22 protein-coding genes and 1 tRNA gene are annotated in these 25,331 nt (G+C 66.6%); 12 read left to right on the forward strand and 11 right to left on the reverse strand.

All coding sequences use genetic code 11. The features are described 5' to 3' along the window. The 3 genes from QZ709_RS18105 to QZ709_RS18115 all read right to left on the reverse strand — a co-directional run. The coding region (locus QZ709_RS18105; protein WP_294638870.1) for an LTA synthase family protein at positions 1–1,921 on the reverse strand (1,921 nt) is incomplete at its 3' end. 81 nt (positions 1,922–2,002) lie between these two features. After that, positions 2,003–2,077 (reverse strand) — tRNA-Arg (locus QZ709_RS18110). Positions 2,078–2,124: 47 nt separating this feature from the next. After that, the gene (locus tag QZ709_RS18115) at positions 2,125–2,403 is read right to left on the reverse strand and encodes an H-NS family nucleoid-associated regulatory protein (RefSeq protein ID WP_294638872.1); all 279 of its coding nucleotides are present in this window, start codon (positions 2,401–2,403) and stop codon (positions 2,125–2,127) included. Between the two features lie 252 nt (positions 2,404–2,655). On the opposite strand from QZ709_RS18115, the gene QZ709_RS18120 reads away from it, so the two are divergent. The 4 genes from QZ709_RS18120 to QZ709_RS18135 all read left to right on the forward strand — a co-directional run bounded on the left by QZ709_RS18120 (position 2,656) and on the right by QZ709_RS18135 (position 7,670). Further along, a complete protein-coding gene (locus QZ709_RS18120) occupies positions 2,656–4,323 on the forward strand; it encodes a methyl-accepting chemotaxis protein (protein ID WP_294638873.1) in 1,668 nt (555 codons plus the stop codon). A gap of 82 nt (positions 4,324–4,405) precedes the next feature. Next, positions 4,406–5,149 (forward strand): metallophosphoesterase family protein, encoded by a 744-nt coding sequence (locus tag QZ709_RS18125; RefSeq protein WP_294638874.1) that lies wholly within the window; start codon positions 4,406–4,408, stop codon positions 5,147–5,149. Next, positions 5,139–6,587: a bifunctional serine/threonine-protein kinase/universal stress protein gene (locus QZ709_RS18130; RefSeq protein WP_294638876.1), complete on the forward strand. Its 1,449-nt coding sequence runs from the start codon at positions 5,139–5,141 to the stop codon at positions 6,585–6,587. The genes QZ709_RS18125 and QZ709_RS18130 overlap by 11 nt, the downstream gene beginning before the upstream one ends. A 90-nt stretch (positions 6,588–6,677) precedes the next feature. Next, a complete protein-coding gene (locus tag QZ709_RS18135) occupies positions 6,678–7,670 on the forward strand; it encodes a sodium-dependent bicarbonate transport family permease (RefSeq protein WP_294639124.1) in 993 nt (330 codons plus the stop codon). Between the two features lie 84 nt (positions 7,671–7,754). Here the strand turns inward: QZ709_RS18135 and parC are convergent, their stop codons facing one another. Further along, on the reverse strand, positions 7,755–10,079 hold the full coding sequence (gene parC / locus QZ709_RS18140; protein ID WP_294638878.1) for a DNA topoisomerase IV subunit A: 2,325 nt from the start codon (positions 10,077–10,079) through the stop codon (positions 7,755–7,757). 174 nt (positions 10,080–10,253) lie between these two features. Here parC and QZ709_RS18145 point away from each other — a divergent pair, with 174 nt between their 5' ends. From QZ709_RS18145 to QZ709_RS18175, 7 genes are all read left to right on the forward strand, one after another. After that, a complete protein-coding gene (locus tag QZ709_RS18145; protein ID WP_294638879.1) occupies positions 10,254–11,852 on the forward strand; it encodes a cryptochrome/deoxyribodipyrimidine photo-lyase family protein in 1,599 nt (532 codons plus the stop codon). Positions 11,853–11,859: 7 nt separating this feature from the next. Then, entirely contained in the window at positions 11,860–12,015 is a 156-nt protein-coding gene (locus tag QZ709_RS18150; RefSeq protein WP_366937191.1) for a DUF2256 domain-containing protein, read from the forward strand. Beyond that, on the forward strand, positions 12,012–13,394 hold the full coding sequence (locus QZ709_RS18155; protein WP_294638883.1) for a DASH family cryptochrome: 1,383 nt from the start codon (positions 12,012–12,014) through the stop codon (positions 13,392–13,394). The genes QZ709_RS18150 and QZ709_RS18155 overlap by 4 nt, the downstream gene beginning before the upstream one ends. Further along, entirely contained in the window at positions 13,391–14,929 is a 1,539-nt protein-coding gene (locus QZ709_RS18160; protein WP_294638885.1) for a cryptochrome/photolyase family protein, read from the forward strand. The genes QZ709_RS18155 and QZ709_RS18160 overlap by 4 nt, the downstream gene beginning before the upstream one ends. A 173-nt stretch (positions 14,930–15,102) precedes the next feature. Further along, complete coding sequence (locus QZ709_RS18165; protein ID WP_294638886.1) at positions 15,103–16,443, forward strand: EAL domain-containing protein; 1,341 nt, start codon at positions 15,103–15,105, stop codon at positions 16,441–16,443. Positions 16,444–16,516: 73 nt separating this feature from the next. After that, complete coding sequence (locus tag QZ709_RS18170) at positions 16,517–17,128, forward strand: methyltransferase domain-containing protein (protein ID WP_294638887.1); 612 nt, start codon at positions 16,517–16,519, stop codon at positions 17,126–17,128. Between the two features lie 148 nt (positions 17,129–17,276). Continuing rightward, positions 17,277–18,836, forward strand: coding sequence for a methyl-accepting chemotaxis protein (locus QZ709_RS18175; RefSeq protein ID WP_294638888.1), 1,560 nt, complete (start codon positions 17,277–17,279; stop codon positions 18,834–18,836). Positions 18,837–18,844: 8 nt separating this feature from the next. On the opposite strand, the gene QZ709_RS18180 is transcribed toward QZ709_RS18175, so the two are convergent. Continuing rightward, positions 18,845–20,851: a DNA topoisomerase IV subunit B gene (locus QZ709_RS18180; RefSeq protein WP_294638889.1), complete on the reverse strand. Its 2,007-nt coding sequence runs from the start codon at positions 20,849–20,851 to the stop codon at positions 18,845–18,847. Positions 20,852–20,982: 131 nt separating this feature from the next. On the opposite strand from QZ709_RS18180, the gene QZ709_RS18185 reads away from it, so the two are divergent. After that, the gene (locus tag QZ709_RS18185) at positions 20,983–21,564 is read left to right on the forward strand and encodes an FxDxF family PEP-CTERM protein (protein WP_294638890.1); all 582 of its coding nucleotides are present in this window, start codon (positions 20,983–20,985) and stop codon (positions 21,562–21,564) included. Positions 21,565–21,567: 3 nt separating this feature from the next. Here the strand turns inward: QZ709_RS18185 and fliR are convergent, their stop codons facing one another. The 6 genes from fliR to fliM form a co-directional block, all read right to left on the reverse strand. Beyond that, a complete protein-coding gene (fliR, locus tag QZ709_RS18190) occupies positions 21,568–22,332 on the reverse strand; it encodes a flagellar biosynthetic protein FliR (protein WP_294638891.1) in 765 nt (254 codons plus the stop codon). Position 22,333: 1 nt separating this feature from the next. Next, positions 22,334–22,603 carry a flagellar biosynthesis protein FliQ gene (gene fliQ, locus QZ709_RS18195; RefSeq protein ID WP_294638892.1) on the reverse strand — a complete coding sequence of 90 codons (270 nt, stop codon included), beginning with the start codon at positions 22,601–22,603 and terminating at the stop codon, positions 22,334–22,336. Positions 22,604–22,623: 20 nt separating this feature from the next. Continuing rightward, positions 22,624–23,334 (reverse strand): flagellar type III secretion system pore protein FliP, encoded by a 711-nt coding sequence (gene fliP, locus QZ709_RS18200; protein WP_294639125.1) that lies wholly within the window; start codon positions 23,332–23,334, stop codon positions 22,624–22,626. A gap of 87 nt (positions 23,335–23,421) precedes the next feature. Beyond that, on the reverse strand, positions 23,422–23,781 hold the full coding sequence (locus QZ709_RS18205; protein ID WP_294638894.1) for a flagellar biosynthetic protein FliO: 360 nt from the start codon (positions 23,779–23,781) through the stop codon (positions 23,422–23,424). Between the two features lie 18 nt (positions 23,782–23,799). Then, positions 23,800–24,291, reverse strand: coding sequence for a flagellar motor switch protein FliN (fliN, locus tag QZ709_RS18210; protein ID WP_294638895.1), 492 nt, complete (start codon positions 24,289–24,291; stop codon positions 23,800–23,802). Beyond that, positions 24,284–25,285 (reverse strand): flagellar motor switch protein FliM, encoded by a 1,002-nt coding sequence (gene fliM / locus QZ709_RS18215; RefSeq protein ID WP_294638896.1) that lies wholly within the window; start codon positions 25,283–25,285, stop codon positions 24,284–24,286. The genes fliN and fliM overlap by 8 nt, the downstream gene beginning before the upstream one ends. Positions 25,286–25,331 lie beyond the last annotated feature (46 nt).

The following is a 25,331-nucleotide window of genomic DNA, read 5'->3' on the forward strand; positions in this document are numbered from 1 at the left end:
CACCTATCAGGATCTGGGCATCGTGCGGGACGGCGCGCTGGTGCGCCTGGACCCACGGGGCGTCGGCCAGCACGTCGGCGGGCATGTCGGCCGGCTCGTTCAGCGACCGACCCGCAGCCACCCGACGGGCCTGCACGCCGCCCCGTGGGTCCAGGCGCACCAGCGCGCCGTCCCGCACGATGCCCAGATCCTGATAGGTGCTGATGAAGGCGCGCTCCCGGCCCGGCTCGAGGTCGAACACGTCGTAGCCCAGGAAGCGGCTGTCATACCGGAAACGCAGCAGACCCAGCACCGTCGGCGCCAGGTCGATCTGGCTGGCCAAGCGCTCGAAGCGGGCGGGCTGGATGTGCGCGGGGGCGTACACGATGGCGGGGATGTGGTACCGCTCCAGCGGCAGATCTGTCTTCCCGGCACTGGACGCGCAGTGGTCCGCCACGAACACGAACACCGTGTCCCGGAACCACGGGCGGCTGGCAGCCTCGGCCATGAAGCGGCCGATGGCCCAGTCGGTGTACTTCACGCCCCCGGCCCGACCGGTGTGGGACGGGATGTCGATGCGGCCATCCGGATAGGTGAAGGGCCGGTGGTTGGAGGTCGTCATGACGTGCATGAACGACGGCTTGCCCTGACGGTAGGACGCGTCGGCCTGCTGCAGCGCCAGTGTGAAGAGGTCTTCGTCGGCCACCCCCCAGATGTTCTCGTGGTGGATGGCCTCGCTCGGGATCGCCATGCGGTCGACCACGTCATAGCCGTTCGCCGAGAAGAAGGCGTTCATGTTGTCGAAGTAGCCATAGCCGCCATACACGTACCGGGTGTCATACCCCTTGTCGCGGAAGACGCTGCCCAGCGAGAACATCCCTTCGTTGTTCGGCCGTTTCACAATGGACTGCCCCGGCGTTGGCGGCACGGACAGCGACAGCGCCTCCAGACCGCGAACGGTGCGGGTGCCGGTGGCATACAACTGCGTGAACAGCAGACCCTCTCGTGCCAGCCGATCCAGGTTGGGCGTCAGGCCATCGCGGTTGCCGAAGGCGGCCATGAACTCGGCGGAAAGGCTTTCCACCGACACCATCACCACATTGAGCCGGCGCTCGGGCTGGCCGTAGTCGACGCGGCGGGTGAAGTCGCCGGGCGCGTCGCTCAGCAGGCGGGCATGGGGCGTTTCGAGTTGCCGACGCAGACGAAGCACGGCCTGCTCGGCCGGCAGGCTGCGGTAGAAGTGCTCGTAGTCCAGTTCATTGTGTCGCAGCGCGGCGAAGAACTCGTAGACGCCGTCGCCGCTCAGGTCGTTCAGATAGCGGTTGTCGGACTGCTGTTTCATGCCCGCATGCACCACCAGATGAGCAGGTACCAGCAGCAGCAGGACAGCCACCGGCAAGGTCCAGGCGTGTCGGCCTTTCGCGTTCGCGTCAGCCGGCGGCATCAGCCAGCGCCGAGCCCACCAGACAACGGCCGCAGAGCACAGCACCATCAGCCCCAGCAGCTTGCCGACCGGGTACGACTCGCGAATGTTGCCGATCACCTCGTGGGTGTAGATCAGGTAATCGACGGCGATAAAATTGAAGCGCGTGCCGAACTCGTCCCAGAACAGCCATTCGGACGTTGCGACGAACAGCAACAGCATCAGCCATGCTGTCAGGCCCACGCCCGTGACCACCCGCCAGCCCCTGGCCGCCCAGAGCCGCGCCGGAGAAGCGGCCAGAAACAAGGAAAGCGGCCAAAGCAACGAGGCCCCGGCCAGGGTGTCGAAGACCAGTCCCCAGCCCATGACGTGCACGACAGCGCCGGGCGACAAGGGAGCCTGACCGCCCGTGTGGTGCCAGAGCAGGACGCGCAAGGTGCCGAACAGCAGGACGAACAGCAGCAACCAGGCAAGCCACGTGAACCAGCAGGCGTGGCGGCGCGCAAAGGACAACGGCATCTTGAACGATCTTCGGTGGTGAAGACCGCATTGGATGCAGGCAAGCTTATGGGCGCCTTAAGAAGGCCTCGCCCCTGTGCATGGTCCCCCCGCCGGGAATCGAACCCAGATTTCTCGCTTAGGAGGCAAGCGTACTATCCGTTGTACTACAGGGAGCGACCAGGGCGCTGAGTGTACAACCAAGCGCCAGCGGTCACGTCGCGTCAGTCCGGCCCTGCTTCGGCAGGTGTACGCAGTTCTTCGACGGTGTAGCCCTCGCGCGTCAGGGCGTCCTTCAGCCATTGCGGCTGCGATCCTGTGCCGTCCCAGGTCTCGCCGTTCACGGGATGGCGGTACTTCGGGCGCGGCACGGGCGGGGGCGATGGCGCGGCAGGCGGCACGGCAATCGGGCCATCTGCCAACAGTTCGCCAGGCGTGATGTGCCAAAAATCAACGAGCTTGCGAACGGCTCGCAGCACGGCTTCTTGTTCTGGGGTCATCATCGCAGGCCTTCATGGCCGGGAAGTTGGCCGCAACAGCCAGGGATTGGGAACCCCATCATGCTAGCAAAACGGAGACACGTGCCGTTCAAAGCGTGATTTCCACGGCAATTTCCTCTTCAGATTTCGGCATTGGGTGCCGATGACGGTCTATACATTTCATACCTAAACCCGGTTTACGGGACACCGCAGGCAGGACGGCGCATCGAGATTTCCTGTCAAGACCCTCTGTCACTTGACTGCCCCAAAGAAGCCATGCGCACGAACCTGCCCGTCATTGATCAGGCTTTTGCCTACCCGAAAGGGTCCTCACTGGTCTCCACCACGGATCTGAAGGGACGCATAACCTACTGCAATCCGGCCTTCGTTCATGTCAGCGGCTATTCCCGGGAGGAGTTGCTGGGCCAGCCCCACAACATGATCCGCCATCCCGACATGCCGGAAGAAGCCTTCCGGGACATGTGGGCCACGATCGAAAACGGGCGCCCCTGGTCCGGTCTGGTCAAGAACCGACGCAAGGATGGCACCTACTACTGGGTGCGCGCGAATGTCACGCCGCTGATGAACGGCGATCAGCCCATGGGCTACATGTCGGTGCGCACCGAGCCCGACGCCAATGCCGTGGTGGCAGCAGAGCGGCTTTACGCCCAGATGCGCGCCGAGGCCCAGAGCGGGCATCCCACGGTGGCGTTGCGCAATGGACGCGTGATCCAGTTGGGCTGGCGCGGCCGGCTGGCGGACCTCACATACCTTGATCTGGCTGGCGAACTGACACTGGCATCGGTCCTGATGACCGCGCTGGGCTTCGGGTTGGGCATGTTCATCGAGCATGGCATCGCCGAGCTGGGTGCCTGGCGCTGGGCCATTGCGGCCCTGTTCATGAGCGCGGTCGGGCTGCTGGGGCGGACCCTCCTCACGCGACTGGCCGTCGTGCCCTTCCGTCAGCTGCTCAGCACGGCCAACCGCATGGCCGCGGGCGACCTGACTGTGCCCATCCAATCGGATCGACTGGACATCGTCGGGCAGTTCACGCGCTCGCTCAACCAGCTGCAGGTCAACCTGCGCGCCATCGTGACCGACGCGCGCACGGAAGTCGAGCAGATGCTGGTGGCCACGCAGGAGATCGCATCCGGCAACCAGGACCTCTCGGGCCGCACCGAGGCCCAGGCCAGCAGCCTGGAAGAGACCGCCGCGTCGATGGAAGAAATCACCGGCACCGTCCGCACCAGCGCCGACACCGCCCAGCAGGCCGCAGACCTGGCCGAGCAGACCTCCGGCATCACGCACCAGAGCGACCAGGCCGTCGACAACCTCACCCGCACCATCCGTGCGATCGAAGAGTCCTCCGCCCGCATCAACGACATCATTCAGGTGATCGACAGCATCGCCTTCCAGACCAACATTCTGGCGCTGAACGCCGCAGTGGAAGCGGCACGGGCCGGCGAACAAGGTCGCGGCTTTGCCGTCGTGGCCGCCGAAGTGCGTGCCCTGGCTCAACGGACGGCCACGGCGGCCAAGGAAGTCAAACAGCTCATCACCGATTCGAGCGAGAAGGTCCGGGCCGGCGCCGAACTGAGCGACGCGGCCCGTCACTCGATGCGCGAGGCGCTGGCGTCGGTCGACCGTGTCGGCGCGCTGGTCGGCACCATCAGCCATGGCGCGCGTGAGCAGCTGACCGGCATCTCGCAGATCAACGAGGCCGTCTCGCAACTGGACGGCATCACGCAGCAGAACGCGGCGGCAGTCGAGCAGATTGCGGCCGCATCGATGTCGATGGCCGAGCGCGCCCATGTGCTGGCCGACTCGGTGAGGGTCTTCCGCCTCGACAGCCAGGACAGCCAGCACGCAGCCACGGATGCCGTGGCACTGCGCAAGGCCGCCAAGGCCCAACGGGCCGCCCAGGCACCGCACAACGCGGGTTAATCCCGAGCCCGAACCCGGGCTGCGGAGCGATTTCGCGAGCGCGGCTGGCTAGACTCGACCGAGTCAGCCCCGCCCTCACGCCATGAAACTCGCTCTGCTGTCCGACCTGCACGCCAACCGCCAGGCCACCGAGGCCGTCTATGCACACGCCCTGGAAAACGGCTTCGACAAGCTCGTGTTCCTGGGCGACTATGTGGACTACGGCGCCGACCCGGGCTGGACGCTGGACTTCGTGCGTGCGCGCCACGCCGAGGGCGCCGTGTGCGTGCGGGGCAACCATGACGACGCCCTGGGCGAGTTCACGACCAGCCAGATGGCCAGCCATGTGCAGCCCTCGCTGACCTGGACCAAAGCCCAGCTGAGTACTGCGCAGCGTGACTGGCTGCTGTCCTTGCCGCTCACGGCGGAAGTCGGTCCTTGCCTGGTGGCCCACGCCAACGTGCACGACCCGGCCCACTGGGAGTACCTGCAGGGGCGGATGGAGGCCACGCGCAGCCTGTTCGCGACCACACACCAGTTCGTGTTTTGCGGGCACATGCACCAGCCCTGCCTGTACCACCTCTCGGCCACGGGCAAGGCAGGCGAGTTCATGCCCGTCGGGGGGGTGCCCATCAGCCTGTCGCCGGTGCGCCGCTGGCTGGCCATTCCGGGTTCGGTGGGGCAGCCGCGCGACGGCAACCCTGCGGCCTGCTACGCAACCTTTGACACGGATTCAGCCCTGCTCACTTTCCATCGCGTACCTTACGACCATGAGACCGCCGCGCGCCGTGTGCGCGAGGCCGGGTTGCCCGAAGCCCTCGCAGAAAGGCTGATCCATGGACAGTGAGGAGACCACGCTGCCGCCGCCTGCCCCGCGGCTGCATGAAGGCATGGTGATCGACGGCTTTCTGCTCAAGCAGAAGCTGCACACCGGTGGCATGGCCACCCTGTGGGATGTGGTGCGTGCAGACGGCCAGCCGCGCCCGGGCGATGGCGACGGACCGCTCATCATGAAGATCCCACGCATCAAGGGTGGCGAGGACCCGGCCACCATCGTCGGCTTCGAAGTCGAGCAGATGGTGATGCCCGTCCTGAAAGGGCCCCATGTGCCGCGCTTCGTTGCGAAGGGAGACTTCATCCGGCAACCCTACATCGTGATGGAGCACATTCCCGGCGTGTCGCTGCGCCCCCGGCTGGACGAGGCCCCGCTGCCCCCGAGCGAGGTCGCCCACATCGGCGCCCAGGTGGCCGTCGCCCTGCATGCGCTGCACAAGCAGCACGTGGTGCACCTCGACATCAAGCCGAGCAACATCCTGTTCCGACCGGACGGCACCGTGGTGTTGGTGGACTTCGGCCTGTCACGGCACGACCAGCTGCCCGACCTGCTGGAAGAGGAGTTCTGCCTGCCCATGGGCACCGGCCCCTACATCTCGCCGGAACAGGTGCAGTTCGTGCGGAACGACCCGCGCAGCGACCTGTTCGCGCTGGGCGTGATGCTGTACCACCTGAGCACGGGCGAGCGGCCTTTCGGCCAGCCGAATACCGTCAGCGGCCTGCGCAAGCGGCTCTACACCGACCCGGTGCCGCCCCGCACCATCCGACCCGATCTGCCCCCCTGGCTGCAGGAAGTCATCCTGCGCTGCCTCGAGGTCGATCCCGACAAGCGCTACCAGAGCGCCGCCCAGCTGGCCAGCGACCTGCAGCACCCCGAGCAGGTCACGCTCACCGAGCGGGCCGAACGCCGGGACACGGCAGGCCGCCTCCAGACGCTGCGCCGGTGGTTCAAGGCCCTGGGCAACGAGCCCAAGGTGCAACACAGCACGCTGGAGCACGTGGAGCGCTGCCCGATCATCATGGTCGCCATCGGCGTGAAGACGGGCACGCCCGAACTGGATCAGAAGCTGCTTTCCACGGTCCGCCGCATCCTGCAGATCGAGCCGGGTGCGCGGCTGGCCTGCGTGAGCATCATGAAGACCAACCGCATCGGCATGGACACCCTGACCGACGAGCAGGGCAACAGCCTGCACGTGCAGCAGCTGGTGGCGGTCAAGCACTGGGCTCGCCCGCTGCAGCAAGACCTCAAGCTCGACGAACACCGCCTGACCTTCCACGTCCTGGAAGCGCCGGACACGGCTGCGGCCATCATCGATTTTGCGAACCGCAACCAGGTGGAGCACATCGTGATGGGCGCACGAGGCAACTCGGCGCTGCGCCGCTATCTGGGCAGCGTCAGCGCACAGGTGGTGGCCGAAGCCGAATGCTCGGTGACCGTCGTACGGGCCTGAACGATTCCATCGGATTCTTAGATGATTCCAATCCGAACATTTTAATTTTCATGATCTGTCAAGCGGCTTAGCATTCGGGCCATGAATGCTTTGTCCAATTTGCTCGATCCTGCGGTCCTGTTCTTTGTGTTCGGCGTGACAGCCGGCCTGTTGCGCTCCAATCTCGAAATCCCGACGGCGATCAGCCGTTTCCTGTCGCTGTACCTGCTGATGTCGGTGGGGCTGAAAGGCGGCTTTTCTCTGTCACAGACCGGGCTGGGCGCCCATGTGCTCACTGGTCTGGCAGCGGCGGCCATGCTCGCCGTCATCGTGCCGGTGATCGGCTACGCCCTGCTCAAGCGCTGGCTCAACAAGCTGGATGCGGCCGCCGTGGCGGCCACTTACGGCTCGGTCTCTGCCACGACCTTCATTGCCGCCACCCAGTACCTGACCCATCAGGGCATCGAGTACGGCGGTCACATGGCAGCGGCCTTGGTGCTGATGGAGTCGCCTGCCATCATCATGGCGGTGGCGCTGGCCAGTTGGGTGCGGCGCCAGCAGGGCACGGCACCACTGAGCACCGCCACCGGTCAGGCAGCACCCGCACCGCTGGGAGTCAAGGCCGTGCTGCACGAAGCATTGACCGACGGCGCCCAGTTGCTGCTGCTCGGCAGCCTGGTGGTCGGCATGGTGACCGGGGAACAGGGCAAGGCCATGATGGAGCCCTTCTCGTCCGGCCTGTTCAAGGGCATGCTGGCCATCTTCCTGCTCGACATGGGCCTGCTGGTTGCGCGGCAGCTGCCGCTGCTCAAGGGTGTACCCACAGCCCTGCTCGCCTACGGGCTGGTGGCACCGCTGGTGCACGGCGCGCTGGCCGTCGGGCTGGCATGGACGCTGGGGCTGTCTCAAGGGGATGCCACATTGCTGACGGTGCTGGCCGCGAGCGCGTCGTACATCGTCGTGCCGGCGGTGCTGCGCCACGCTATCCCCGAAGCCAACCCTGGGCTCTACCTGGGGCTGTCTCTCGCCGTCACCTTCGTGTTCAACATCCTCGCCGGCATCCCGCTCTACACCCTGGTGGTGGCGCGGTTGTGGCAGGGATAAGGGCGCGGTATTGAAGACCCCGGCGGGCGCCGGGGCGGAGGGGCCGAGGGGCCGCGAACACGCGCCCCAGGTGCCTCGGGCGCGTCAGCCCAGCGCAGCCAGCGCCAACACCTTCTGGAAGGCCTCGACCGGCTTGCCCTTACGGGCCCGCTTGCCGATGTGCGCGGCGTAGGCACTGTTGCGCACGTCCTCTTCCTTGGGCTTGCCGCCGCGGGTCGTGCCGATCACGCGCACGCCCTGGTGCACCGTGACCGCGGCAATCAGCGGGTCACTCTGGGCATCCACTTCCATCAGCGTCAGCCCGCGGCCACCGTTGGACTGCAGCTTGAGTTCGTCCAAGCCGAACACCAGCATGCGCCCGCCCTGTGCCAGGCAGGCCACCTGGATGTGCCCAGGCTGCACCCGCACCGGCGGCAACAGGGTATCGCCCTCGTCCAGCGTCAGGAAGCCCTTGCCCCCCTTCTGGCGCGTGGTCAGGTCACCCAGCTTTGCCAGCAGGCCAAAACCGCCGCTGTTGGCCAGCAGAATCACCTGCTCGGGCGAGCCGGCCAGGTAGTGCTTGGGCTGGGTGCCGGATTCCAGCTCGATCATGGTGGTGATGGGCTGGCCATCCCCTCGCGCCCCCGGCAGGCTGCTGACCGGCACGCTGTACACGCGACCGTTGTTGCCCAACACGATGAGCGGATCCACCGTGCGGCATTCGAAGGTGCCGTACAGGCCGTCGCCCGCCTTGAACGCGAAGCCGGCCGGATCATGGCCGTGGCCGGTGCGCGCGCGCACCCAGCCCTTCTGGCTGATGACCACGGTCACCGGCTCGTCGATCACCTTGACCTCGGCCACGGCGCGCTTTTCGGCCTGGATGAGGGTGCGGCGGTCGTCGCCGAACTGCTTGGCGTCGGCCTCGATCTCCTTGACCACCGTGCGACGCAGCACGCTGTTGTTGCCGAGGATGTCTTCCAGCTTGCCTTGCTCGGCCCGCAGATCCGAGAGTTCCTGCTCGATCTTGATGGCTTCCAGCCGCGCCAGCTGACGCAGCCGGATTTCAAGGATGTCCTCGGCCTGGCGGTCGCTCAGCTTGAAGCGCTCGATCAGCGCAGGCTTGGGCTCGTCGCTGTGGCGGATGATCGCGATCACCTCGTCGATGTTGAGCAGCACCAGCTGCCGGCCTTCGAGGATGTGGATGCGGTCCAGCACCTTGCCCAGGCGGTGCTGGGTGCGCCGGGTCACGGTTTCCATGCGGAAGCCGATCCACTCGGTCAGGATCTGCCGCAGGTTCTTCTGCGTCGGCCGGCCGTCGGCGCCCACCATGGTGAGGTTGATCGGCGCCGAGGTTTCCAGGCTGGTGTGCGCCAGCAGCGTATTGATCAGCTCTTGCTGGTCGATGGTGCGGCTCTTGGGTTCGAACACCAGGCGCACCGGGGCGTCCTTGCTCGACTCGTCGCGCACGGCGTCCAGCACGGACAGCACCGTGGTCTTGAGCTGCAGCTGGTCGGCCGTCAATGCCTTCTTGCCGGCCTTGATCTTCGGGTTGCTGAGCTCTTCGATCTCTTCCAGCACCTTCTGCGCGCTGGTGCCATGCGGCAGCTCGGTCACCACCAGCTGCCACTGACCGCGGGCCAGGTCTTCGATCTTCCAGCGTGCGCGCACCTTGAGGCTGCCCCGGCCGGTGCGATAGGCCTCGGCGATGTCCTGGGGGCTGGAGATGATCTGCCCGCCGCCAGGGAAGTCGGGGCCGGGCAGGAGCTCGGCCAGTTCGGCGTCGGGCAGCTGGTCGTTCTTGATCAGGGCCACGGCGGCAGCGGCCACCTCACGCAGGTTGTGGCTGGGGATTTCCGTGGCCAGGCCCACGGCAATGCCGCTGGCGCCATTGAGCAGCACGAACGGCAACCGCGCCGGCAACTGACGCGGCTCCTGGGTGGAACCGTCGTAGTTGGGCACGAAGTCCACCGTGCCCATGTCGATTTCATCGAGCTGCAGGCGGGCAATCGGCGCCAGCCGGGCTTCGGTGTAGCGCATCGCGGCCGCGCCGTCGCCATCGCGGCTGCCGAAGTTGCCCTGCCCGTCGATCAGCGGGTAGCGCAGCGCGAAGTCCTGCGCCATGCGCACCATGGCGTCGTAGGCGGCGGTGTCCCCGTGGGGGTGATAGCGGCCCAGCACATCACCCACCACGCGGGCGCTCTTGACAGGCTTGGCGCCGGTGTTGCCGCTGAAAGCCAACCCCATGCGCTCCATGGCGTACAGGATGCGGCGCTGCACGGGCTTCTGGCCGTCGCACACGTCAGGCAGGGCACGGCCCTTGACCACGCTGAGCGCGTACTCCAGGTAGGCGCGCTCGGCGTAGTGGGCCAGGGTCAGGGACTCGCCGCCATCCGGGGGCAGCGGGTTGAAGTCGATGGTCTGTTGGGTCATCGTGGTCAGTCGGTACGGGCCCGGGCGTTGCGGGCGGAACGAAGTGTAGTGGCATGCAGCACGGTCGACCGACATCCCGCGGCCCGGTCCACAACGCGACATGACGCTGGTTTGACGCCACTTTCGACGCCGTAACGTCGTCAGCCTCGGGCCAGGCTGACTAAGCTGCCCGCCATGTCCGATGCCCTTGTCTGGTTCAAACGCGACCTGCGCCTGCACGACCATGCTGCGCTCGATGCCGCCTGCCGGTACGCGGCGGGGGGCTCGGTGCGCTGCCTGTACGTGGCCGAGCCGGCGCTGTGGACCTTGCCGGATGCGTCTGCGGCGCAGTGGGGTTTCGTACGTGAATCGCTGCTCGAACTCGCTGCGGCGCTGCGGGCGCGCGGGGTCGAGTTGACTGTTTGGCACGGCGACGTGACCTCGGCGCTGGCGGCATGCTGGCACGCCAGACCGTTCAGTGCCCTGTTCGCCCACGAAGAGACCGGAAACGCGTTCACCTATGCGCGGGACCTGGCGGTGGCGCAGTGGTGTGCCGAGCATCGGGTGACATGGACCGAACGGCCTCAGAACGGCGTGGTGCGACGCCTCCGGAACCGGGATGGCTGGCACCGACACTGGCAGCGCTTCATGAGCCAGCCATGCCTGGACGAACCACCCTTCGACCCGAGAACGCAGCCGGCGCCCGCAGCCGGGGTCTCCGTCGAGGCGCTGGCCGACCTGATTCACCCCCTGGGCCCTGATCCATCGGGCCGCCAGCGCGGGGGGCGGACGGCGGGCCTGCAGCTTCTGGCGTCCTTTCTCATGGCGCGGTGTGCGCGTTACCGAGGCGGCATCTCTTCCCCCTTGAGTGCGACCCATGCGTGTTCGCGGCTGTCGCCCTATCTGGCCTGGGGCTGCCTGTCCGTCAGGGAGGTGGTTCAGGCGACCGAGGCGCGCCTCGCCGAGCTCGCGTTGCGAGCCGACGGTGACACCCAGCGCCAGCAAGCGGGGCTCAAGGCCTTCTTGAGCCGGCTGCACTGGCATTGCCACTTCATCCAGAAGCTGGAGAGCGAACCGGAAATCGAATGGCGCAACATGCACCCGGGCTACGACGAACTGCGGACCGAGGTGGACACGCCCCGATTCGACGCGCTGGTGGCAGGTCGGACGGGCTGGCCGCTGGTCGATGCCTGCGTGGCCATGTTGCGTGAGACTGGATGGCTGAACTTCCGCATGCGCGCCATGCTGGTCTCGGTGGCGACCTATCCCTTGTGGTTGCCCTGGCGTCCTGTCGGTCTGTGGCTGGCCCGTCAGTTCGTGGATTACGAGCCCGGCATCCACTGGAGCCAGATGCAGATGCAGGCCGGCACCACCGGGATCAACGCCACACGCGTCTACAACCCTGTCAAGCAGGCGCGGGACCAGGATCCTCATGGCGACTTCGTGCGGCACTGGCTGCCCGCACTGCGCCGCGTGCCGGACAGCTGGCTGTTCGAGCCGTGGCGCATGCCACCCGACGTCCAGCAACGCTGCGGCGTGCGGGTCGGCCCCGACCCCGAGGCCGACCTGCCCCTGCCGCTGGTGGACCTGGAAGAAGCGCTGCGGGATGCCCGTGCCCGCGTCCACGCGGTGCGAGCCCGGCCCGAGGTGCAGGCGGCCACGGCAGAGATCGTGACCCGGCATGGCTCCCGCGTGAACCGGGATGGACAGGGTCCGAACGGGCCGCGCCGCGCCGGCACGCGGGGTCCCACCCGCGCCAAGGCAGACCCCTCCCAGATGTTGCTGAGCTTTTGACATGCGCATGCGAAAGAAGTCCGACCTGCCGACCAAACTGTGTGCCGCGTGCAGCCGGCCGTTCACCTGGCGCCGAAAGTGGGCGCGTGACTGGGACGAGGTGAAGTACTGCTCCGACCGCTGCCGCCAGCAACGCCCCGCCGCAGAGTCTCGCCCGCGATGAGCAACGTCATCCACTGGTTCCGCCATGACCTGCGCTTGAGCGACAACCCGTCGCTGTTGCATGCGGTTCAGGCCGCACACCTGCAAGGAGGCTCCCTGCTGCCTGTTTTCATCTGGGATCCGGCCGAGACCTTGCCCGGCCCTTGGGGTCCCCGCCGCAGGGGCCCTCACCGCATGGCCGTGCTGGCCGACACGCTGGCTTCGCTGGATGCCGCTCTGCAGGCTTTGGGCAGCCGGCTGTTGGTGCTGCGCGGGCCGGTCGTCGCGGTTCTCCCCCGGTTGGTGGCGGCAATGAAGGCAGAACTGGTCACGGCCGAGGACATCGCGGCCCCCTTCGAGCAGGATGAAGTGGCGTCGTTGTGCGCCACGGCGAGACGCGACGGCTGGCAGCTCGTTACCACGTGGCAGTCCAGCCTGCTGGCCCCGGACGACCTTCCCTTCTCCATCGACCGCGCGCCCGATGTGTTCACGGCCTTCCGGCAGCAGGTGGAGCGCGCGGGCGTGCAAGCCCGTGCGCCGCTGCCGGCCCCGGCAGCCTTGCCGCCCTTGCCCTCGGCCGAGTGCTTGTGGGACCCACGGGCCGCTGCCCGAACCATGACCGCGCAGGGCGATGGCGCCGTGCCGGTGCTTTTGTGCCACACGCCGCTCAAACGCCCCGCGCCGGACACGCTTGCGTACGAGGCCCGATCCGCTTTTCCTTACCACCTGCCCGCGTGCGCACCCGGCGAAGCAGGCGGACAGGCGCATCTGACGCGGTACCTGCAACGGCGGCTGCCGCACAGCTACAAGGCCACGCGCAACGGGCTGATGGGCATCGACTACTCGAGCAAGTTCTCCCCCTGGCTGGCCAGCGGCGCGCTCTCTGCGCGGCAGATCATGCATGCCCTGCGCGCATTCGAAGCCGAGCACGGCGCAAATGAGGGCAGCTACTGGCTCTGGTTCGAACTGCTGTGGCGCGATCACTTCCGGCTCATGCACCTGAAACACGGTCGGGCGCTCTACCGTGCGCGCGGTCTGAGCGATCTCCCTCTGCCGCAGCATGACGTCTCGGCATTCCAACGCTGGTGCGAGGGCCGCACTGGCCATGCGTTCGTCGATGCCGGCCTGCGCGAGCTGCACGCAAGCGGGTTCCTGTCCAACCGCATGCGGCAGGTGGTGGCCAGCTACCTGGTGCACGAGTTACAGAGCGACTGGCGCGCCGGTGCAGCGTGGTTCGAGTCCCAGCTGGTCGACTACGACGTCTACAGCAACCAGGGCAACTGGCTCTACCTGGCTGGACGGGGAACCGACCCGCGAGGTGGCCGCCGCTTCAATCCCGACAAGCAGGCCCACGACCACGACCCCGAAGGCCTGTACCGCCGTCTGTGGAGCACCGCATGAGCCGCTTGCGTCTCATCCTCGGGGACCAGCTTAACCCCCTGCACAGCTGGTTCTCCACGGTCGACCCGGACACCGTCTACGTGTTGATGGAGGTCCGCAGCGAGACAGACTACGTGCGACACCATGCGCAGAAGATCCTCGCCATCTTTGCGGGCATGCGGGAGCTGGGCCGACAGCTCAAGGCTGCCGGGCACCGGGTGCGTTACGTGGCCATCGACGACCCGAGCAACCGGCAATCGGTCACGGACAACCTGGATGCCCTGGTGTCGCACTACGCAGCCACCCACGTGGAATACCAGGCGCCAGACGAATGGCGGCTGGACGCGGTGCTGGACGCGTGGGGCAAGGCCCAGCTTGCGCACGGCGTCGCGGTGACGCAGGTCGACAGCGAGCACTTCTACACGACACGCGACGAAGCCCGCGCGCTCTTCAAAGGGCGCAAACAGTGGCTCATGGAGCACTTCTACCGGCAGATGCGCGTACGCCATGGCGTGCTGATGGACGAAGACAGCAAGCCCGCCGGAGGACAGTGGAACTTCGATCAGGACAACCGCAAAGCGTGGCCCGGCACGCCCCCCGAGCCCGCCGACTGGCGCCACCCGCACGATCACCGCGCGCTGTGGTCGACCATCGAGGCAGCCGGTGTGGCGCACTTCGGCGCGCCACAGGCCGAGGCCCTGGCTTGGCCCTTGCACCGGGGTGAGGCGCTTCAGCATCTGGCCGCCTTCGTGCAGCACGCCCTGCCCCACTTCGGCGACTTCCAGGACGCACTCACCCATCGGGGCTGGCGCCTGTTCCATTCGCTGCTGTCGTTCGCGCTCAACACCAAGATGCTCAACCCGCGCGAGGTGGTGCAGGCAGCTCAGAACGCCTGGCGCGATGGGCACGCGCCGCTGAGCGCCGTCGAGGGCTTCATCCGCCAGATACTGGGCTGGCGCGAGTACGTACGCGGTGTGTACTGGGCTCACATGCCTGGCTACACCCACGTCAACCACTTCGGGCACACGCATCCTCTGCCCGGCTGGTTCTGGCATGGCGACACCCGCATGGCGTGCATGAAGCACGCCGTCGGTCAGTCCCTGAGCCAGGCCTATGCACATCACATCCAGCGGCTGATGGTGATCGGCAACTTTGCGCTGCTGGCCGGGCTGGATCCTCAGGCCCTGCACGAGTGGTATCTGGGCGTCTACATCGACGCGTTCGAATGGGTCGAGGCCCCGAACACGCTGGGCATGAGCCAGTTCGCCGACGGAGGGAAGCTGGCAACCAAACCCTATGTCTCCAGCGCGGCCTACCTGCACCGCATGGGCGACCATTGCACCGGCTGCCCTTATGACCGCAAGGACAGGCTGGGCCCACGCGCCTGCCCCTTCAACGCGCTGTACTGGGACTTTCACCTGCGCCACGACGGGCTGCTGCGCCGCAACCCGCGCATCGGCATGGTGTACCGGCAGATCGATCGCATGGACGAGGCCGAGCGCCAGCAGATCCGGGTCAAGGCCGCCGAACTGGTGCGCCATCTCGACCAGCTCTGAAGCAGATGAACGAGCCCCTGCTCGCAAATCGCCTCCGGCACCATCGCGCCGTGACGAACGCACGCCTGACTTCGTGACCCGCCCTCATTTCCCTTGATCGGCCGGCTGGCGCGACAATCAGAATACGCGCAACGTTCACCGACGGCGCAGACCGCCACGCCCGTCTTCCTTTCATGCCCGACTCATGCCTTCGTGAAGCGCTCGACGCCCTGCAGCCCACAGGAGGTCGGAAACACCAGGCCAGCCTGCGCGGCCGCACCCTCAGCACCGCCTTCCAGCCGATCTACAGCCTGTCTCACAGCCGAGCGGTCGGCCATGAGGCGCTGCTTCGTGCCATCGACGAAGACGGCCGCCCCGTGTCCCCCCTGCAGATGTTCGACGAGGTTCCGGCAGGCGAGGCGGCGTGGTGCGACACGCTCAGCCGGGTCATGCACCTGTTCAACTTCGCCGAACACGCGCCACCTGCACACTGGCTGTTCCTCAACATCCGACCAGAGGCGCTGGTGGCCCTGGCCGATCCTGCGCAGCTTGGCTTCCTCTCCGAGATCCTGAGCAGGCTGGGGATCTCGCCCTCGCTGATCGTGCTGGAACTGCTGGAAAGCGCCATCCCGGATGGCGACGCCTTCCTGTCCGCTGTCGCCGCCCTGCGGTCGCACGGTATGCTGATCGCGCTGGACGACTTCGGTGCAGGCCACTCGAATTTTGACCGGGTCTGGCGAGTCCGGCCGGACATCGTGAAGCTCGACCGCAGCCTGGTCACCGCCATGGCCGACGATCCGGGCCGGCTGCGGGCGGTCACCCAGACCGTATCGGTGCTGCACGAAGCCGAAGCCCTGGTCCTGATGGAAGGCATCGAAACGCCGCGCGAAGCGCTGCTGGCGCTCGAGTCGGATGTCGACCTGGTGCAAGGCTACTACTTTGCACGCCCCCAGCCCGAACTCGCGCCGCGGACGCGCCACGAGGGCATCGCCGCCCTGCACGTGGAACTGGCGCGGTTTCGCGCCCTTCAGCGCACGCAGCAGAGGAACCTGATGGCGCCCTTCCAGAACGCCATCGGCTACGCCGGTGTGCTGCTGAGTGCCGGGCGCCCGCTGGACGAAGCGGCCCGCTCCTTCCTGGCCCTTCCCGGTGCCCTCGTCTGCTTCGTGCTGGACGACGCCGGCTTTCAGGTCGGCCCCAACCTGTGGGTGGAAGAACGGCGTGCCGCCCAGGGGCCGGGCTTCAGCCCGCTGGGGCAGGCGGACGGCGCATGCTGGGCCCGTCGCCCCTACTTCAAACGGGCGCTTCAGGCCCCGGGGCGGGTACAGGTCACGCGCCCGTACCGTACCCTGGGCGGCAAGGGCATGACGGTGACCGTCTCGTATGCATTCCAGCAGGCGCTCCGACCTGGCGAAACGACACCGTCCTGGCACGTCGTCTGCGGGGACGTGAGCTGGGGGCCGGGCGGGGTGTGGCACGCACCGCCGCCCTTTGCGGCCGAGGTGCTGCCGCTGCCGCCCGCAGCAGACGCTTGAACCGATCACAGAGCCAGCGTGCATCGGCGGGCTTCGGTACCATACCGGGTATCAAAACTGATCCCCTTGCTTCATGACTGGTCCGACCCCCGCCTTCTGGCAAGAACGCTTCGATACGCAGCAGACAGGCTGGGATCGGGGGCAAGCCAGTCCACAGCTTCAGACCTGGTTGGAGACCGGTCAACTGCAGCCTTGCCGCATCATCGTGCCCGGTTGCGGCCAGGGCTGGGAGGTGGCCGAACTGGCCGCGCGCGGCTTTGACGTCACGGGCATCGACTACACCGAGGCCGCGGTGGAACGAGCGCGGGCGCTGTGCGATGCACGCGGCGTGAAGGCCCGGATCGTGCACGCCGACGTGTTGCGCTACCAGCCCGACACCGCTGCGGACGCGATCTACGAGCAGACCTGTCTGTGCGCCCTTCACCCTGATCACTGGACCGCCTACGCCGATCAGCTGCATGCCTGGCTGAAGCCCGGCGGCCACCTCTTTGCCCTGCTGATGCAGCGCCTCCGCCCTGCCGCGACCGAGGAAGGCCTCATCGAAGGGCCGCCGTACCACTGCGACATCAACGCCGTGAGGGCGCTTTTCCCGGCTCACCGCTGGCAGTGGCCCCGCCCGCCCTACCCTAAGGTCGGCCACCCCAATCTGTCGCACGAGCTGGCGGTGCACCTGTCGAGGGTTTGATCCAAATCAAATCACCGTCAATTGCACCGAACCGGGGCACGAAGAAGCACCGAAGCCCGGTCTCGGTGCACCAGACAGGGCTCAAGTCGTCCTCGTTCACGCCGAACACCCCTCTGCCACCAAAACAGATCTGAGGAGTTCGGACAAAATGAAAAATTCCAGCCGCCCCAGTTTGGGGATTGCAGGCCGGCTGATGGCGGTGGTGGCCGCGTTGACCCTTGTGCTCATCGCAACCGCCATCTATGCCATTCAAGAGCTCAACGATGTGAGCGAGCTCGCCAAGCGCGCGGAGAGCAACCGCGTTCCGCAACTGAACCGCGTCGCCCAGGTGGAGCTCAGCGTCACCCGCGTTTCGCTGCAGTTGCGACATGCCATGCTGGCGCGCACCCCCGAGGAACGGCAGACTGCCCTCGACGACATCGCAGCCAAGCGCCTCTTCATCGAGCGCGAGCTCGCGCAGTACCGCGACATGCTCTTTACGGAAAAGGGCAAGGCCCGGTACGCTGCCGTGCCAGGTCTGGTCGTTGCATTCTGGAAAGAAGGCGACGCCAACGTGGCACTGATCCAGGAAGGCCGCAGGGATGAAGCCTTCGCCTACCTGGTGGAGCACACCATTCCCGCCCGCAACGCCCTGCTGAAGGTCCTGAACGAAACCGTCGTTTACCAGAGCGACGCCCTGTCTCACGAGATCGTCGACATCACTCAGGCCGTCGGCAGCACCACGCGCCTGCTCATCGCCGCGTTTTCCGGCATGACGATCGGCCTCGTTGGCTTTGCCTTGTGGGTCGGCCGCACCTTGCGGCGGCGCGTGCGCGAGGCCCGGCACGTGGCCGAGCGCGTTCGCGATGGCGATCTGAGCAGCACCATCCGCGACGACGCCCATGACGAGTTCTCGCCGCTGGTGGCCGCGCTGGCCGAGATGCAGCAAGCCCTGGTCCGGGTGGTGTCCGGCGTGCGCAGCAGCGCCGAAGGCGTCGCAGGCGCGAGCCAGGAGATCGCCCAAGGCAACCAGGACCTGTCCGCGCGCACCGAGCACCAGGCCAGTGCACTGCAGCAGACGGCGGCCACGATGGAAGAGCTGGGCACAACCGTGCGCCACAATGCCGAGCACGCTCAGCAGGCAAACCGCCTTTCGGAAGAAGCCGCAACCGTCGCGCTGCGCGGGGGCGAAGTGGTGGGCAACGTGGTCGCCCGCATGCAGGGCATCTCGCACTCCTCGCGCCAGATCGCCGACATCATCTCGGTGATCGACGGCATCGCCTTCCAGACCAACATCCTCGCACTCAATGCCGCGGTCGAGGCCGCACGCGCGGGCGAGCAAGGCCGCGGTTTCGCCGTGGTGGCAGAAGAGGTGCGCACCCTGGCCAAGCGCAGTGCCGATGCCGCCCGCGAGATCAAATCATTGATCCAGGGCAGTGTGGACGAGGTGGAACAAGGTGCCACCCTGGTGCAGGAGGCCGGACAAACGATGGAAGACATCGTGAAGGCCATCACGCGTGTCAACGAGATCGTGCGCGAGATCAACACCGCCAGCCAGGAACAGAGCGCCGGCATCGGACAGGTGGGACAGGCCATCGAGCAGATGGACCAGGCCACTCAGCAGAATGCCGCGCTGGTCGAGCAATCGGCCGCCGCCGCCGACAGCATGCGGCAACGTGCCGATGAGCTGGTGCAGGCTGTGGCTGCCTTCCGGCTTCGCTCCGCCTGACCGACGGGTCAGATGTCGACGTCGACCGCGTCGCCGTGCAGCTCCATGAGCTCACGGCGCGAGGCGGCCTCGCCCTTGCCCATCAGCCGGTTGAAAGCCCCTTCGGTGTCGCCGAAGCCCGGCTCACCATAGGCCACCGGCAACAGGCGGCGGGTGTCCGGGTTCAGCGTGGTGTCCCACAGCTGCTCGGCGTTCATCTCGCCCAGGCCCTTGAAGCGGCTGATGCTCCAGGCGCCTTCGCGGCAGCCTTCCTTGCGGAGCTTGTCGAGGATGGCGTTGAGCTCACCCTCGTCCAGCGCATACAACTTGGCCGCGGGCTTCTTACCGCGCGCCGGCGCATCCACCCGGAACAGCGGCGGGCGGGCGATGTAGATGTGGCCCGTTTCGATCAGGCGCGGGAAGTGGCGGAAGAACAGCGTGAGCAGCAGCACCTGGATGTGCGAGCCGTCCACGTCGGCGTCCGAGAGGATGCAGATCTTGCCGTAGCGCAGCCCTGACAGGTCGACCTCGTCGTTCGGCCCGTGCGGGTCGACGCCGATCGCCACCGAGATGTCGTGGATCTCGTTGTTGGCAAACAGGCGGTCACGCTCGACCTCCCACGCGTTGAGCACCTTGCCGCGCAGCGGCAGGATGGCCTGCGTCTCCTTGTCGCGGCCCATCTTGGCGCTGCCACCGGCCGAGTCGCCCTCGACCAGGAACACCTCGTTGAACGCGATGTCGCGGCTTTCGCAGTCGGTCAGCTTGCCGGGCAGCACGGCCACGCCGGAGCTCTTCTTCTTTTCGACCTTCTGGCCGGCCTTCTGGCGAGCCTGCGCCTGCTTGATCACCAGTTCGGCCAGCTTGCGGCCGTATTCCACATGCTGGTTGAGCCACAGCTCCATCGCCGGCTTCACATAGGTCGTGACCAGCCGCAGCGCATCGCGGCTGTTCAGGCGCTCCTTCGTCTGCCCCTGGAACTGCGGGTCCAGCACCTTGGCGCTCAGCACAAAGCTCGCGCGGCTGAACACGTCGTCGGGCATCAGCTTCACGCCCTTGGGCATGAGCGAGTGCATCTCGATGAAGCCCTTCACCGCATTGAACAGGCCGTCCTTCAGCCCCGCCTCGTGCGTGCCGCCGGCCACCGTGGGGATCAGGTTGACATAGCTTTCGCGCATGGGCGCGCCTTCTTCGGTGAAGGCCACGCACCAGGCCGCACCCTCGCCTTCGGCGAAGTTCTCGGTCTCGCTGCCGCTGGCGTACTGCTCGCCCTCGAACAGCGGGATGACCGGGTCGGTCGTCAGCGTCTGGGTCAGGTAGTCGCGCAGGCCGCCCTTGTAGAGCCAGGTCTGCACCTCGGCGTCCTTGCCGGCCTTCTCGATGGTGAGGGTGATGGTCACGCCCGGCATCAGCACGGCCTTGCTGCGCAGCATGTGCACCAGCTCGCCACGCGGCAGTTCGGCGCTTTCGAAGTACTTCGCGTCCGGCCACACGCGCACGGTCGTGCCGTTCTTGCGGTCGCCACTGGCGGCCGGGCGCACGGCCACGGGCTCGATCACGTCGCCGCCGCTGAAGGCCAGCGTGGCCACCTGCTTGTCGCGGCACACCGTCACCTGCAGGCGTGTGGCCAGCGCGTTGGTCACGCTCACGCCCACGCCATGCAGGCCGCCCGAGAAGCTGTAGGCCCCGCCCGACCCCTTGTCGAACTTGCCCCCCGCGTGAAGCCGGGTGAACACGATCTCGACCACCGGCACACCTTCCTCGGGGTGGATGCCGAACGGGATGCCCCGACCATCGTCCTCCACGCTGATCGATCCATCGGTGTGCAGCGTGACCGCAATGCGCTTGCCGAAGCCGGCCAGGGCCTCGTCGGCCGCGTTATCGATCACCTCCTGGATGATGTGCAGCGGGTTGTCGGTCCGGGTGTACATGCCCGGACGCTGCTTGACAGGCTCCAGGCCCTTGAGGACGCGGATGGAGCCCTCGCCATAGGTGGCGCTGGGCTGGGTGGACGCTTTGGGAGACGGCTTGGCAGACATGGGCGCCGATTCTACGGACGTCCGGACGCCCCTTCCCCCTTGATGAGGTAGCCCGATGCGCTCAGGTTGCCCACACAGCACAGACAGCTTGTGAGAAAATTGACACCAACTATTACAAACGCAGCCGTCCCATGTTCACCCGCACCGCCCTCGCCTTGCTGAGCGCCCTGACGCTGGCCACCGCCGCGTCGGCAGACCAGCAGTACGACGTCACCACCCCGACCGACGCGCCCTACACGCGCTTCGAACACCAGGTGGTGCCGGGCAGCTTCGTGGACACCTTCGATTTCCTGCTGTCCATCACCTCCCCGGGCTACATCTGGCTGTTCCCGCGGCAAGACGCCTGGTTCGGGTTCGACAAGGTCGAGAACACCGCCAACGTCAGCCTGGTCCTGCGCAACAACGACACCGGCGTGCAGTACATCGGGCGGCTCTTCCCCGAGGTGGACCGGACGGTCGGCTGGTTCGAGCCCGGCGTGATGAGCATGGTGGTGTCCGGGTTCGACCCGAACAAGTCGCTCTACCTGACAGGCACCTTCGATGCCGGCTCGTACACAGCCACGATTTCGGGCCTGGCCACGGGTTCGGCCGGTACCAGCTACATCGCCAAGTTCGCCTTCACCGAGGCCGTGCCCGAGCCCACGACCACCGCCATGATGCTGCTGGGCCTGGGGGCAATCGGCTGGGTGGCCGCCCGCCGCCGCGGCCAGTGACCATCACTGGAAGTAGCCCAGCATCCGCTCGATCGCCATCGTGAAGGGCTGCTGCATCATCGGCAGCGTCAGCCACAGGCCCGTCAGGCCCACCCCCAGTGTCACGGGAAAGCCGACGGAGAAGATGTTCATCTGAGGCGCCACACGCGCCACCAGACCCATCACCATGTTGACCAGAATCAGCATGGCGACCACCGGCAGCGAGACCCACAGCCCCAGCTTGAACAGCTCGGCACCCCAGGTCTGCGGCTGCACCACCTTGAGGAAAGCCAGCGGCTCGGGTGACACCGGAAAGGCCTGAAAGCTCTGCAGCACGGCCGCCGTGAGCAGCAGGTGGCCATTCATCACCACGAACAACCATGCCGCCGCGGTGCCGTAAAAGCGCGCGACCGCATTGAGCTGCCCGCCGCTGGTGGGATCGAAGAAGGCGGCAAAGCTCAGGCCCATCTGCAGGCCCACCACTTCGCCGGCGAACTCGATGGCGGCGAACACGACCCGTGCGGCAAAGCCCACGGTCAGGCCGATCATCACCTGCTGCACGATCAGCATCAGCGCGTGCGGCGAATTGATCGTGTACTGGCTCAATTCGGGCGGCAGGCTGGGCTCGGCCGCGACGACGACGAGCAGCGCCAACCCGATGCGGACACGGCGCGGGATCACGCGCATGGACAGCACGGGCGCCGCCGTGAACAGGCCCAGCACGCGGAAGAATGCCCACAACCAGGGCGAGATCCACGCCAGAACCTGAGCTTCGCTGAAGCTGACCACCTCAGCCCACCACGTTCGGGATGTTCTGCAGCACCTGCTGAATGTAGTCCACCAGGGTGCTCAGCATCCAGGGGCCGGCCACGGCCAGCGTGGCGAAGGCGGCCAGCAGCTTGGGCACGAAGGACAGGGTCTGTTCGTGGATCTGGGTGGCAGCCTGAAAGATGCTCACCACCAGGCCCACGGCCAGCACGACCAGCACGATGGGACCGCAGATGGTCAGCAGTGTCAGCAGGCCGTCGCGGCTGATGGTCAGGACTTGTTGGGGATCCATGGATCGACCTCTTTCGGATGTCAGGGCACGAAGCTGGCGGCCAGCGAGCCCAGCAACAGGTTCCAGCCATCGGCCAGCACGAACAGCATCAGCTTGAAGGGCAAGGCCACCAGCACGGGCGACAGCATCATCATCCCCAGGCTCATCAGCACACTGGCCACGATCATGTCGATGACCAGGAAGGGGATGAAGATCAGAAAGCCGATCTGGAAGGCCGACTTCAGCTCGCTGGTGACGAAGGCCGGCACCAGCACGCGGAACGGCACGGTCTCGGGCTTGACCTCGCCCTCGATGCGGGCGAGCTTGACGAACAGCCCCAGGTCGGACTGCCGGGTCTGCTTGAGCATGAACTGCCGCATCGGGCCCTGGCCGCGCTCCAAGGCTTCATTGAAGCTGATCTGGTTGGCCGCAAAGGGCTCGTAGGCCTCCTTGTAGACCTTGTCGAGCGTGGGCCCCATGACGAACATCGTCAGGAACAGAGACAGACCGATGATGACCTGGTTGGGCGGCGCGGCCTGAGTGCCCAGCGCCTGACGCATCAGGCTGAGCACGATGGCGATGCGGGTAAAGCCCGTCATCATCAGCAGCACGGCGGGCAGAAAGCTCAGCGCCGTGAAGAACAGCAGCGTCTGGATGGGCACCGAATAGGTGTTGCCCGAGGGGCCCTGGCCCACCATCAGCGGCAGGCTCGCCGGCGCGCCGGCGCTCTGTGCGCAAACGGCCCCCGCCATGAGAGCGAGGCCGGCAGTCAGGGCGATCCGCAGCGTGCGGCGGCGAAGGGCGGAAGAGGACGAACTCATCACGAAAGGTGCGCGTTGTCAGGAGCCTGCCTGCTTGTTGCCCTGCGTCAGGCGACCCAGCACCGAGGCAAAAGCCTGCGCAGGCGGTACGGCCTGCGCCGCTTCGAAACCGGCCAGGGGTTGCATGGTGTGCAGGGTGGTGATGCGCTGCGCCGTGACGCTGAGGATCAGCCAGGTGCGCTCGTCGCCCGCGCCGATTTCGACGGCCACCAGTCGCTGACCCGGCCCCAGGTTGAGCACGCTGATCGGCTTCATGAGTGCCTGTGCCCCGACCAGTCCGCCCTGGGCGAGGCCCGACCGCTTCAGCAGCCACAGACACACGGGGATGCAGGCCACGATGAAGACGAACCAGAACACCATCAATCCACTGGAGGCCATGGCCTGAATTTCCCTGTCTCAACCGCCGCGACTCAGGCGACGCATCCGTTCCGAAGGGGTGACGATGTCGGTCAGTCGGATACCGAACTTGTCATTGACCACCACCACTTCACCCTGCGCAATGAGGAAGCCATTGACCAGCACATCCATCGGCTCCCCCGCCAGCGCATCGAGTTCCACAACGGACCCCTGCGCCAGCTGGAGGATATTCTTGATCGGAATGCGCGTGCGCCCCAGTTCCACCGTCAACTGAACGGGGATATCCAGGATCATGTTGATGTCGTTGCCAGCCGGGTTGGCTGCCGGCTGCTGCGGCGCGAAGCTGGCAAACGCCGCGGGCGTCATCTGCTGGGCCGGGCTGGCCACTTCGCTGGCAGCCGAGGCGAACACATCGTCGGCCGAGGCGCCACCCGAAGTGGCCTGTTGCGCGAGCGCGGCCTCCCATTCCGCCGCCATCGCGTCCTGCTCGGCGGCGCTGTCACTCGGGGGGAACTCTGCGGGGTCAGACATGTTGGTCTCCCAGCCAGCTGGTATTGCCGGCTGTCAGTAGCTTTTCAATGCGAAGGGCGTATTTGCCGTTGGAGGTGCCGTAGTAGCAATCGAACACGGGCACCCCGTCGACCTTGGCCTGGATGAGTTGCTCCAGGTCGAGTTCGATGAAGTCGCCGGGCTTGAGGGCCAGCAGGGTCTCGACCGTGGCAGGGGCATGGGCCAGTTCGGCCACCAGCGACACCTCGGCCGACTGGATCTGCTGCGTCAGCAGCGTCACCCAGCGGCGATCGGGCTCGGACGAGTCCCCCTGGATCGACGAGAACAGGATGTCGCGGATGGGCTCCAGCGTGGCGTATGGAATGCAGACGTGAATGGTGCCGCTGGTGTCGCCGATTTCCAGCGTGAACGAGCAGCACACCACGATCTCGCTGGGCGTGGCCACGGTGGCGAACTGGGGCTGCATCTCGGAGCGCTGGTATTCCAGCTCGACCGGGTAGATGCCCTGCCACGAGCGCTTGTACTCTTCGGTGATCACGTCCACCAGGCGGCGGATGATGCGCTGCTCGGTGGCGGAAAAGTCGCGCCCTTCGATGCGCGTGTGGAACTTGCCCGAGCCGCCGAACAGCGAGTCGATCACGGCGAACACCAGCGTGGGATCGCACACGATCAGGCCGGAGCCGCGCAGCGGCTTGACCGACATGATGTTGAAGTTGGTCGGCACGACGATGTCGCGCAGGAAGGCGCTGTACTTCTGCACCTTGATGCCGCCGACCGACACTTCGGGCGACTTGCGGATCAGGTTGAACAGCCCGATGCGGATGTTGCGGGCGAAGCGCTCGTTGATGATCTCCATCGTGGGCATCCGCCCACGGACGATGCGCTCCTGCTGCGCCAGGTTGTACTCGCGGATGCCCTCCTTGGGCATCTCCTCCTGCTCGAGCTTCTGGCTCTCGCCGGTGATGCCCTGCAGCAACGCATCGACTTCGTCTTGCGAAAGGATCTGCTGGTTCATGGTCGGTCGACTTCCGGGGCCGGTAACGCAAACAGGCCGGGCAGAT

The sequence above is a fragment of the uncultured Aquabacterium sp. genome (assembly GCF_913773725.1).
Classification (GTDB): domain Bacteria; phylum Pseudomonadota; class Gammaproteobacteria; order Burkholderiales; family Burkholderiaceae_C; genus Aquabacterium.